11 protein-coding genes and 1 pseudogene are annotated in these 10,874 nt (G+C 69.1%); 3 read left to right on the top strand and 9 right to left on the bottom strand.

Going from position 1 to position 10,874, the window contains the following annotated elements; translation table 11 throughout:
* Positions 1-64 precede the first annotated feature (64 nt).
* Together ACZ4N5_RS38955 and ACZ4N5_RS38950 are read right to left on the bottom strand one after the other, a co-directional pair.
* Entirely contained in the window at positions 65-763 is a 699-nt protein-coding gene (locus tag ACZ4N5_RS38955) for a hypothetical protein (RefSeq protein WP_467761740.1), read from the bottom strand.
* A gap of 349 nt (positions 764-1,112) precedes the next feature.
* Positions 1,113-1,490 (bottom strand): annotated as a pseudogene (locus ACZ4N5_RS38950) (DegT/DnrJ/EryC1/StrS family aminotransferase); the annotation flags it as partial.
* 138 nt (positions 1,491-1,628) lie between these two features.
* Here ACZ4N5_RS38950 and ACZ4N5_RS38945 point away from each other — a divergent pair.
* Together ACZ4N5_RS38945 and ACZ4N5_RS38940 are read left to right on the top strand one after the other, a co-directional pair.
* On the top strand, positions 1,629-1,913 hold the full coding sequence (locus ACZ4N5_RS38945; protein WP_467761739.1) for a hypothetical protein: 285 nt from the start codon (positions 1,629-1,631) through the stop codon (positions 1,911-1,913).
* Between the two features lie 77 nt (positions 1,914-1,990).
* On the top strand, positions 1,991-2,356 hold the full coding sequence (locus tag ACZ4N5_RS38940) for a hypothetical protein (protein ID WP_467761733.1): 366 nt from the start codon (positions 1,991-1,993) through the stop codon (positions 2,354-2,356).
* Positions 2,357-2,634: 278 nt separating this feature from the next.
* Here the strand turns inward: ACZ4N5_RS38940 and ACZ4N5_RS38935 are convergent, their stop codons facing one another.
* From ACZ4N5_RS38935 to ACZ4N5_RS38910, 6 genes are all read right to left on the bottom strand, one after another.
* Positions 2,635-5,319, bottom strand: coding sequence for an ATP-binding protein (locus ACZ4N5_RS38935; protein ID WP_467761732.1), 2,685 nt, complete (start codon positions 5,317-5,319; stop codon positions 2,635-2,637).
* An 80-nt stretch (positions 5,320-5,399) separates the two neighbouring features.
* Positions 5,400-5,750, bottom strand: a complete 351-nt coding sequence (locus ACZ4N5_RS38930; protein ID WP_467761731.1) for a YciI family protein — start codon at positions 5,748-5,750, stop codon at positions 5,400-5,402.
* Positions 5,747-6,676 carry a Vgb family protein gene (locus tag ACZ4N5_RS38925; protein WP_467761730.1) on the bottom strand — a complete coding sequence of 310 codons (930 nt, stop codon included), beginning with the start codon at positions 6,674-6,676 and terminating at the stop codon, positions 5,747-5,749. Before ACZ4N5_RS38925 ends, ACZ4N5_RS38930 begins: the two co-directional genes overlap by 4 nt.
* Positions 6,677-6,718: 42 nt before the next feature.
* Positions 6,719-7,735 (bottom strand): GNAT family N-acetyltransferase, encoded by a 1,017-nt coding sequence (locus ACZ4N5_RS38920; RefSeq protein ID WP_467761729.1) that lies wholly within the window; start codon positions 7,733-7,735, stop codon positions 6,719-6,721.
* 8 nt (positions 7,736-7,743) lie between these two features.
* On the bottom strand, positions 7,744-8,313 hold the full coding sequence (locus tag ACZ4N5_RS38915) for a dihydrofolate reductase family protein (protein ID WP_467761728.1): 570 nt from the start codon (positions 8,311-8,313) through the stop codon (positions 7,744-7,746).
* A gap of 284 nt (positions 8,314-8,597) precedes the next feature.
* Entirely contained in the window at positions 8,598-8,957 is a 360-nt protein-coding gene (locus ACZ4N5_RS38910; RefSeq protein WP_467761727.1) for a hypothetical protein, read from the bottom strand.
* 509 nt (positions 8,958-9,466) lie between these two features.
* On the opposite strand from ACZ4N5_RS38910, the gene ACZ4N5_RS38905 reads away from it, so the two are divergent.
* Positions 9,467-10,039, top strand: coding sequence for a helicase associated domain-containing protein (locus ACZ4N5_RS38905; protein WP_467761726.1), 573 nt, complete (start codon positions 9,467-9,469; stop codon positions 10,037-10,039).
* A gap of 307 nt (positions 10,040-10,346) precedes the next feature.
* Here the strand turns inward: ACZ4N5_RS38905 and ACZ4N5_RS38900 are convergent, their stop codons facing one another.
* A complete protein-coding gene (locus ACZ4N5_RS38900; protein WP_467761737.1) occupies positions 10,347-10,829 on the bottom strand; it encodes a P-loop NTPase fold protein in 483 nt (160 codons plus the stop codon).
* Between the last annotated feature and the right edge of the window lie 45 nt (positions 10,830-10,874).

Raw genomic sequence — 10,874 nt, 5'->3', positions numbered from 1 at the left:
AGCGGGTACTTCCTCGGGGCAGGCATCTTCTGGGCTCCTCTCATGAGACCCATCTGACCTGCTGTCACCTTTCCCCGCATCTCGGGGGAACCTCAGGCAGGATGCTCCTCAGGGTTGTGATGACCGTTGCACGGGCGCGTGGCCGACGACGCGGAGTCCCGTGCCTCAAGGTGCCGATCCAGACGTCCAGCTCAGTGCGGACAGCTGGGGCAAGGAAGGACAGGTGTTCCTCAAACCAGGCGTCGAGCGAGTCGGGCCGGTCGTCGAGGAAGATGTCGAGTTCCTCGAACACCTCCAGAACGTGGTTGGCCGGCACTGCCGTGTGGGTGAGCTGGGTGATGGTTGAGGCCCGGATTCGCTCTCCTGCCCGGTGAACCGCGCAGAGAATGCGGATGCCGCGTCGCACTGAGCCGAGAGTGCGGGGCGGCCAGCCACGCAGTTCCGCGATCCGGGCCGCCTGGGCGCTCAAGGATGCAGACAGCTGGGGGTCGAGTGGTGGAGCCTTGCTGCTGATTCCACGAAGCTCGCGCGGCATCTCGAACAGCAACAGTTCCGTCCAGCGCACCGGAACACGGTGCGGCCGCGCTAACCACGGTTCCGACGGAACAGGCTGAGGCCTGGGACCGCCGCGCGGCCGCAGGGTGCCGATGATGAAGAGCTGCTGTCCCGCGCGGGCCGCTACTCTCAGATCGACACGGGTCTTGTTGCCCGGGCCAGCGATCAGGCTGGCCTGACGGCGGCAGAGGCGGCAGATCCCGTTCATCGGGGCGACCTCGCGTGTGCAGACGTCGCAATGGCTGCTGGTGGCTTTCGAGGTGAAGCCCCAGCATGCTTTGCAGCGAGGACGGTCGATCCAGCCCCATCCAAAACAGTCCCGGCAGCTGCGGGTGGCCCAGGGGCGTGATCGCCGGACGGGCATGCTCATAGCGGCGGCCCCGAGCGGCCCGGCCGGCGCTGGTGGGTGATCGGGCTGCCGCCGACGACCTGCTTCTCCGCCTCCAATGTCGTGGTCGCCTGCTGGACGCTGGCCTTCTCCGGGACGAGGAGGTCGGAGGCGTGCAGTCCAGGACCTCGCAGATGATGTCGAGGTCGGCCAGGCGGACGGTCAGAGGCCGTCCGGACCACAGGTGGGACATCTTGCCGGCCGAGATCACCAATCCGGCGTCAGCCAGCATCCGTTGGAGTTCGGATGCCTTCCAGATGTCGCGCTGTGCGGCGACCATCCGCAGGTTCCACTTCATCGGCGTGCCCCTCCGAATCGAGTCACCGGCGGCCTGCAGGCCGATGACGAGCGCTGTGGTCCCCGAGGACACCGCGACCACATCCTCGACCCCGAGGTAGGGGGCGAAGGCCTGCTCGAACCTCTCGGTCAGCGGACCGTGTCCGTACTGGCCGGTGGGCAGGACTGCGGCTATCGCCGCCGCCTCACCGCCGTGCAGGAAGGGACTCGCGTTCCGGCCGACCCCGGCTGGAAGGGTAGTCGTGTGCATCTCTGCCTTTCCCTCGCTGATGGCTGACGGCCTGACGCCGACGGCGCGTTCACACACGCTCGGGGACGTTGGGGCCTCGGTGGAGAGCACCGCCACGTACTTCGTCAGGTAGACGTCCCGCTCGTACTCGAGGCGGTCGTGGTCGACGTCGCGGTGGAACAGGGCGTTCACGCTCTGCCTGACCAGGTCCGCGCCGGCTGCATCGCTCAGCAGGAACCCGGCGGCGAACCGCAAGTAGATCTCTGTCATGACGATGCGGTCGGAGCCGTCCTGGGTGATGAAACCCTGCACGTCGGCGGGTCCTACAGCCCCCACGGCGGCCAGGACGTCCTTGACCCGTGCCGTGGCCTCGTCGTCGTGGAAGGTGGCCGCGACCAGCGACAGTCCGCCGTGCACCATGAGCCGCTTGCGCAGCACTACTGAGGCCCGACCCTGCCGGTCTACGAGGCAGTCCGCGGAAAAACTCCTGGCCCTCGACCCGCTTCTGCACGATCGGGTCGGTGACCAGCTCGCAAAGGATCTCCGCCTGCGCCTTGGTGGAGCAGAAGTACAGGTCCTTGGAGCCCTGCCAGCGACGCGGCTTGACGACGAGCCCGCAGCCGTCGGGGACCTGGTCGATCTCGTCCGGCAGGAACGTCGCCGGAGTGGGGATGCGGTACTTGCTGACCACCTGGTCGAAGACCGCCTCGTCGATCGAGGCCTTTGCCACGGCCAGCGGCGGGAGCAGCGTGCTCACCCCGAGGCCCGTCAGTTCCTCCTGCATCGCGATGAGCGGTGGCAACGCGTCCCTGGTGCCATGGAAGAAGGACCAGGCCGTCTGCGAGTTCATGCACCAGACACGGACCGAGCTCCCCTCTGCAGCCTGAGAAGGCCGGTCCCGGTCCGTTGACAGAAGCCACAGAAACCGTCTCCCCGCAGGAGCCAGGCAGGTGGCTCGGCGCTGCCCTGTTTGCCTTCGAGACCGGTGACGGGCACTGCTTGGAACAGCGCTGTCCGCCGGCTCGGCGGGGCTTGGCACAGGCCCTCGGAACGAGAAGGGTTTCCCCCGGGCGGATCTCTCTCGGTCGCAGCTGGCGTCCCGGCTCAGCCCCGTTTGTGCCTGTGGTCGGGAAGAGCGCCTGACCTGCCTGTTCTTCTGTGTCCGTCAGGGCTTGAGCAGGTCGGCGAGTTCTGTTCGGGAGCTGATGCCGAGCTTGGGGAACGCGCGGTAGAGGTGGTGGCCGACGGTGCGTGGGCTCAGGAACAGGTGCGTGGCGATTTCACGGTTGGTGGCGCCGGTGGCCGCGAGGCGGACAACTTCGCGCTCCTGGGCGCTCAGGCGGGTCAGAGGGGAGGCGGTAGGGTCGGACGGGTCGTGGGTTTCGCCGGCTGCCTGGAGTTCCGTGCGAGCGCGGTGGGCCCAGGGCCGGGCGTTCAGCTGATCGAAGATTTTCAGTGCGGTGCGCAGTTGGTCGCGGGCGTCGATTTTGCGGCGCGAGCGGCGCAGCCATTCGCCGTAGAGGAGTTGGGTGCGCGCCCGATCGAAGTCGTTGACATCGGTGTGCAGGTCCAAGGCGGCCAGATAGTGCTGCTCGGCCTGTGTGTCCGGGCTGGTCAGGGCCGTGCAGCGGTGCGCTTGGGCCGTGAAGTGGAGCTGTCCGAGGTCGGCCGCCCATGTCATGAGCTGGTCCGCGGGTGCCCGCGCCCCTTCCGGATGTCCGGCGCGCACGGCCGCCTCGATCAGATCCGGCAACAGGTGCCGGGCCAGGAAGGGGTGGCCCGCAGCCTGCCGGGCCGCCTCCAGATGGCGTAGCGCGGCCTGCGCCCGCCCGAGGCCGAGGTCGAGCAGCCCCAGCGCCCACAGCGCCTCCGCCGAGCCCCGTCCGACCTCGCGCGGGCGGGTGTACTCCAGTGCCTGTTCGGCCATTTTCAGGGTCTGCGTCTCCTCCCCCTGGACGGCGGCCAGCACCGCCAACAGGGCGCGCAGATGGGCTGCTCGGTGGTCCAGGTCGTAACCCTCGGCCAGCCGGAGCGCTTCGGTGGCGTGTGCGTGCGCATAGTCGGGCCGGCCGAGCGCCAGCTCCACCTGGGCGCGCAGATGCAGCGTGGTGGGCAGCCATCCACCGATGCCCTGCTCGCGGCATTGGGCGACCGCCGCGGCGGTCAGTTCGTGCGCGGTCGCGTGATCGGCCATCAGGTGGCAGTAGATCGCGGTCACCAACTGGTCCATGAGCCCAACGTCGGCGAGGCGTCCGGCCCTGACGAGAGTGTCCAGGGCCTGGCGCGCGCCGGGCAGGTCGCCCGCCAGGAGGTAGGCGGGCACGGCCAGGATCGGCAGATGGGGTGTGCGGACGCCGATCTCCACCATGAGGGGTGCGTCGCCCGCGCAGAAGGCCGCGTGGATGGCGTCGGTCAACAGTGGCGCGAGCTTGTCCGGGCGGTCGGCCGAGATCGTATCGGCGCAGTCGGCCAGGATGCGGGCGGCCCGGCCGGGGCTGCCGTAGCCGAGCTCGACCACGGAACGGACGCGGGCGAAGTCCGCCGCCATCCCTGGGTCCCGCAACGGCAGTGGCACCTGGTCGGTGAGAGCGCGACACCGTTCGTCCTGGCCGGCCTCGCTCGCCTTCTGCGCGGCGGTGATCATGCGGCGGGCGTGCCGGTGCGGATCGGCTGTCAGGCGGGCGGCCCGCTCGTACGCCGCGGACGCGGACGCCATCGCCTGCCTGCTTCCGGCCCACTCGGCGACCCGTTCCAACTCCGCGGCGACCTCTTCGTCCGGGCCGGTCGTCGCGGCGGCCAGGTGCCAGGCGCGCCGGTGCGCGTGCTGGGCGCCGTCCAGGTCCGCCGCCAACGCCCGGTGCGCTGCGATTCGCCAGGCCAGCGGGGCCTGTTGGTAGGCGGCGAACCGGATGAGGGGGTGCCGGAAACGTAGTTTCTGCGCGGAGACGAAGACCAGTCCGGCACGCTCGGCGGGCTCTAGATCGCTGACCTCCCCGTCGAGCCGGCCCGCGGCTGCCAGCACGGTGGGAAGGTCCCCGATGTCGTCGGCCGCGGCCACCGCGAGAATGCGTTGGGTCGCGGCGGGAAGGCGGCGGATCTGCTGTGCGAACGCGTCCTGGAGCTGATGGGGCAGCTCGGGCCGCGCCTCGGCCGGCGCCAGCGGCCCCAGCTGTCCGGCGCGCTGCGCCGGGGTCAGCGCGGCGGTCAACTCCCGCAGTGCCAGTGGGTTTCCCTGCGCCTGGTCGAGGATGTGCTCGGCGACCGGGGGAGCCAGGCCGGGCAGCAGCGCCATGGCCGACCGCCGGTCGATGCCGGTGACGTGTACCCGCGGCAGCGCCCTCGATCCGCTCTCCGGCGAGGTGCCGCGGGTGGCGAAGAGCATGACGATGCCTTCGTCCCGCAGCCGCCGGGCGGCAAAGGTCAGCGCGTCCCCGGACGGCCGGTCGAGCCATTGCAGGTCGTCGACCAGGCACAGCAGGGGGTCGTCCGTGGCCGCCTCGGACAGCAGCGACAGTGTGGCGAGCCCCAGGGTGAGACGGTCCCGTACGGGCTCGTCGCTCAGGCCGAAGACGGCGCGCAGAGCCCCAGCCTGCGGTCCCGGCAGCCGGTCGAGTAGATCGAGCACCGGCAGGAGGAGCTGGTGGAGCCCTCCGAATGCGAGCTCCATCTCCGACTCGATGCCCTCGACCCGCAGCACGCGCATGCCGTCCGCGTGGGCGGCCGCATGCTCAAGGAGAGTGGTCTTGCCGATGCCGGCCTGGCCGTGCAGCAGCAGTGAACTGCTTGCTCCGCGCCGAGAGTTGGCGAGCATCCGCTCAATGTGGCGTCGTTCTTCTGCGCGCCCCTGCACCGTCCGCTCCCCCGCCAGCAACCGAGCATCATGATCGACACTGTACGTCGGGGAAGGGGCGATGCCGCAACGGGCCGTCCTCAGGCGCCTTCGAGCACCGGCCAGATCTCGATGGTCTCCAAGGTGCGGAGCTCCTTGGCGAGTTCCACGGCTTCCTCACGGTCGGCCACGTCGATGACGAACCAGCCGCCCAAGGTCTCCTCGCCGGGGTGTGCGGGCCCGTCGGTCACCGTGGCGGGCGCTGCTTCGGTGGTCTTGCGCACGGTCGTCGCGGAGGCCGACTGGGTGTCCAGGGCATCGCCACTGATCAGTTTGCCTGCCGCCGCGATCTTGCCGATCCAGGTCTCGTACGCCGCTCGGTGAGCGGCCCGGTCGGTCCGGATCCGGTGGCGCGACTCATCGGTCTCGAAGATCACGAGTGCGTACTTCATGAGCGTTCCCTTTCGTTCCCTCGTTGTTCGTTGCTTGGTTGCGTGCCGACACGGACGCGGGCGAGTGCGCCGATTTCCAGCGCTGTCCACAGAGCTCCGTCCGGGCCCAGGGTGATCCCGTGCGGCTCCGAGCCCGGGGTCGGCAGGTCGTACACCGTGACAGTGGCGTCGAGGGTGAGGGAACCCACCCGGTTGCCGGCCCACTCGGTGAACCACAACGTGCCGTCGCTGCCGGGGGTGATGGCATGCGGCCGTGACGTGCGGTCGGGCAGCGGGAACTCGGTGATCCCGCCGTCCGGGGTGATCCGCCCGATCTGCCCTGCACCGATCTCGACGAACCAGACCGCCCCGTCGTGCCCGGCCGCGATGCCCACCGGGGCGGCGGACCTGGTCGGCAACGGGTGCAGAGTGACGGCTCCGTCCATGCCGATCCGCCCGATCGCGTCGGCCTGGTTCAGGGTGAACCACATCCCGTCGTCGGCGCCTGCGGTGATCGCGGAGGGGTAGGTCCCCGTGGCCGGCAGCGGGAACTCGGTCACTCGGCCGTCGGTGGTGATCCTGCCGATCCGGTCGGCGGCGGTCTCGGTGAACCACAGCGCTCCGTCCGGCCCGGCGGCGATTCCGAACGGACCGCACTCCGCAGTCGGCACGGTGAATTCCTCGACCTTGCCGTCGAGGGTGATCCGGCCGATGCGGTGCGCCCGGTGCTCGGTGAACCACAAGGCGTCGTCCGGCCCGACAGTGATGATCGCCGGCCCGCAGTCCGGATCGAGTTGATGGTGCGTGAGTACCCCTCCGGGCACGAGACGCCCGATGCCCCCGCTGTGAACCAGCGTGAACCACAGCGCTCCGTCCGGGCCCGTGGTGAGTGCGTAGGGACCGCTGTCCCGCCAGGCCAAGGTGAACTCTTCGATGAAAACCGGCATCAGACCGGCTCTCCTCTCTTCATACGGCTCATACGGCTCTCTTCATCCGGCGCGACCGCTGCCGCCCTTCATCAACCGTCCGTCTCCTTCGGACGAAGGGGCCTCCGTCTCTCCGCCCTTCGCCACCGGCGCCGAATACAGCATGCGGATCTCCGAAGTCCGGTAGCCGGCGCGGGCGAAGGCCGCAGCCATGGGGGCGTTGCCGGTGTCCGTGGTGGCTGTGATCAGTTCGGCACCGGATTCCGCATGGATGAGGGTGATCTCGGCGAGGAGGTCGTCCACGTACCCATGGCCGCGCAACTCGGGGACGACGCCCAGGTAGCCCACATTGCGGGCATACGGTGTCGCGGAGGGGAGGGCGAGGCCCGCGACCTGCCCGTCCGGGGTGTGGGCCACGCGCCACCACTCGCGCCGACCAGGGCAGCCGAGATAGAAGTCCATCTCGTCCCTGGCCGTGACTTCGGCGCCCTTGACGGCGATGTTCCTGCGGGTCTCGTCGTCCAGGCTGCCGACGGCTATCCGACGGAACAGCCGGACGAACTCCTCGTCCGAAGCGGGGGCGAACGTCAGCCGGCCCCTGGACGCGGGGAGGCCGATGTCGGCCGTCCATTGCAGGCGCAGCCGTTCCACCTCGTGTGTGAGGGCTGCTGCCACGGCGGCCCGGCGCCGCCACTCCACGGCGGCCACCGCGGCCGGGGTGTCACGCCAGCCGAGGGGCAGCGTCAGGTTGTACAGCGGAGTTTTGGGCGCACCGGCGTCGGCGAATGCCCGCAGCGCGGCGGTCAGCAGCCCGGCCGCCACCTTCGCACGGTCGGGGAGCGTCGGGTCGACATGCAGACAGTCCAGGGCGACGGGGTGAGCGCTGTCCTGCTGCCCCCACCACAAGGACCGGCCCACGATCCGCCCGTCGTCCTCGGCGATCCAGGTCCACTCCGACCGGTACATCCCCTGCTTCCACTCATCCAGGTAGCGGTCGGCGTCGATCCAGCCGACCGGTTCATCCACGATGACCGCTGCGACACGCTCTTGATCGGCCTCGGTCGTGGGGCGAAACAACACGGGTGCTCCTACTGCTTGGTGTACGTAGTGACAGTCGCGCCGGCAGCGAAGATCCGGAAGTCGGTCAGCGTGAAGGCGGCAGGGTCGAATGCCGCGTGGAACAGCGGAACGCCGGCCCCGAACACCACCGGGTGGTGATGGTCCACGAGCTTGTCGACCTCGCGCAGCAAGCGCCCGGCCAGCACCGGGCCGCCGCACAGCCAGACGCCCATGCCCGGCCGCCGCCTCAGTCTGCGGACGAACTCTGCCGGGTCCCCGGCGACGACATCGACGCCTGACGCGGGCCGTCTCAGGGACGAGGAGACCACGTACTGCCGCAGCCAGGGATACGGGCTGTCGGCACCGGCCGCCCGAGCGGATTCGTAGACGCCGCGCCCCATGACGACCGTGTCGAAGAGTCTGTTCGGCGTGCTGACGATGCCCAGCGGACTGCGGACATGGTCCGGGACGGTCTCGGAGTACTCGGCCAGAACGGCGTCCTTGAGACCGCCGTCGAAGCCGAAGGGGTCGCACTGTCCGTCAGGAGCGGCTGTGAAGTCGTCGACACTGCAGCCGACGAGGTAGGTGAGCAGACGCATGTGGGTCCGATTCCGATCCGTTGCCACCAGGGACGTGATGACACTAGGCACCTCGATTCAGGAGGGCATCGGTCATCGCTACGTAATGTGACCCACCTCGCCCCGGACGGCATCGGTAGCGGTGTCGGGGTCGGTACCGGCGGGCTGGGGTGTCAGGGCCGCCCCTTCTCCCGGTCCCCTGTGTGCCGAGGGCGCTCCGCGACGATCGACCAGGTCTGTGCCATGCCACAGCCCCAACCAAGACTGGATTCCTGCCGGTCAGCCAGGACGCGGCCCAACCCCGCTCATCCTTTCCGCAGGCGCATCAAGGGCACAGATGCCAGTCGCGCCACGGAGGAGACCAGCCCTGGAATGAGGAACCATGCCGGCAGATTCTCCGCCGGCATTCTGACGGAGAGGGTCACTACGGACAGCATCAGCTGCGCCGCTGCCACGAAGCAGCCGAACGTCCGGTTCGGAGGCAGCCAGGGTAGTGCCGCCCAGACGACGGGCAGCAGGAGCCATAGAACGAGCGCGAAGACCATCAGTACCTTCTGTCTGCTGAGTTTGTCGTCGGCTGCGGTTGGCCGGTGGCCGGTGCCAGCGAGATGTTGCTGGGCTTCGAGACTGCCCAGCGCGGCCGGCGGCGGATGCGTCTCCTTCATTCGGTGGCGGAGCGCATCGGCGGCGATCTGGACATGCGCGTATCGCGGAGGAACTCGCGGACTGCCTGGTGAGCCAGGGGTTCGCAGACTTGGCCGCCGTGGATCTGATGGAGGCTGTCCTGCTGGGCGCGCCCGGGGTGCAGGCCACGGTTGTCTGCCGCTCCCGATGGTCAGAATCTGACCGAGGGCACCACGTACACCGGGACGAAGCCGTACGGGCAGGCCGACGCCGAACTCACCCATGTGATCGTCTCCGAACTGCGCTGGGCCTGGACAACGCACGCCACTTGTTGCCCGTCACGGTGCCACCGACGGCGATCTGTCCCTCAGGAACGTCCACGCACGGACGAGAACAGCCTTACCGTCGCGATAGACGCGGACCAAGGCACGCGGCGTCGCCTTCTTCTGGATCTGGAAGACCTGGCCGACGAGCGAGACGCTTGCACGCTCGTGCCCTGCTGCGCATCGTTGCGGGGCCGGCCTGGAACGAGGTGCCAGGTCGGAAAACGGTGAACATCGAGCAGCGGCGTGCCGAGGGACTGCCGGTCGGTTCGGCGGCCGGCGCGCTGTCGGAGGACCGGCGCAAGCAGCTGGAGGAGATCGACGCCTCATGGTGCCCCACCTGGCCCGTGGAATGGCAGCGGGCCTGCCACCTCACCCGGCAGCACCTGGACAACGGGGGCGAGCTGCCGGCCGAGCCGGGTGACATCCTGCGCCAGGGCGAGGACCTCGGGCGGTGGGTGCGTGCCCAGCGTCTGGGCTGGGACAAGCTCACTGGGGTGCAGCAGTGGATGCTGGAGCAGGTCCTGGGGATCGAGCCCGCGACCGAGGACGAGAAGCCGAAGCAGCGCCGTACCCAGGCCGAGAAGTGGGCCGCCAACCTGGCAGCCGCAGCTCAGTTCTACGAGCGCGAAGGCCATCTGATCGTTCCCCGCAAGCACGTGGAGACGGTGCTCTCCGAGGACGGATGGGAGCTGCAGTTCCGTCTCGGGGCATGGATCGGCAACCAGCGCTCCCGTGAGGCGACGCTGCCGGAGGACCGGCGCGAGCAGCTGTCCGCGATCGGGATGCGGTGGGCGTAGCGCTCGGGCGCGACAGTGGGCTGGGCAGGACTTCTGCCCAGCCGAGTGCCGCCGATGAATATCTGCTGGGACGCGGCTGGTGACCCGACCAGCACCGCCAGAAGTACTTGGAGTGCCCGGTGCTCCGCGGCCACGAACGCGTCGAGATCCCCGGCCGGGATACTGATCCTGGCCAGTCGGTACAGGTTGGCCAGCCTCTTGGCAGCACGGGGAGTCGGCAGCAGTGCCCCGAGGACGGTCATGAAGTCGCACTCAGCGGTGTGGAGTTGAAGAGTGTCGGGGCGTAGATCTCGCAGCTCCGGAACCGTCACCGGAGGCCGCTGCACATCGACCGTAGCGAGGCAGCATCCGTATCGGACGGCGGCGAGCTCTCATCATCAGCGCCCGACTCTGCCGTCGCTCCCCCTTCCAACAGGCCGGAAGAACCAGCGTCGCCGGCTTCTCCGGCAGGCTGTCCTGCCTCAGCACCTCGTCCGGTCGGCGCCAGCAGCGAACGAAGATAACGCGCGGTGGCGTCCTCACTGGATCTGGCAATGGTGAACGGAACCTGGAAGATCTTGTCGAGATAATCCAGCGGACCTGTGTTGGGGCCGTCGGCAGTCACCTCGCCCGACGTCGGCGCCGGGCCAAAGAAGTCCTGGTGGTACACGTGCAGTGACTTGATGAGCCACTCCGGATCCACCGCCACCACCACGACGAAGAGCTCAAGCGCAAGCATCAGGTGAACGGCAGCGAGTACCTCCACCACGCGTTGCGGGGCACACCGGTCCAGGTCGTCGATGTAGAGGATGACGCGCTGCAGCGGGGGCGGCGCAGCAGCGCTCTTGAGTGGTGC

The organism is Streptomyces sp. NPDC026500 (assembly GCF_055567635.1).
This window is presented reverse-complemented; position numbering and strand designations above follow the sequence as displayed.

Coding starts and splice junctions, on each gene's coding strand:
- ACZ4N5_RS38955 (WP_467761740.1), bottom strand. CDS start 763: ATGAACGGGATCTGCCGCCTCTGCCGCCGTCAGGCCAGCCTGATCGCT.
- ACZ4N5_RS38930 (WP_467761731.1), bottom strand. CDS start 5,750: ATGAAGTACGCACTCGTGATCTTCGAGACCGATGAGTCGCGCCACCGG.
- ACZ4N5_RS38925 (WP_467761730.1), bottom strand. CDS start 6,676: ATGCCGGTTTTCATCGAAGAGTTCACCTTGGCCTGGCGGGACAGCGGT.
- ACZ4N5_RS38915 (WP_467761728.1), bottom strand. CDS start 8,313: ATGCGTCTGCTCACCTACCTCGTCGGCTGCAGTGTCGACGACTTCACA.
- ACZ4N5_RS38910 (WP_467761727.1), bottom strand. CDS start 8,957: ATGAAGGAGACGCATCCGCCGCCGGCCGCGCTGGGCAGTCTCGAAGCC.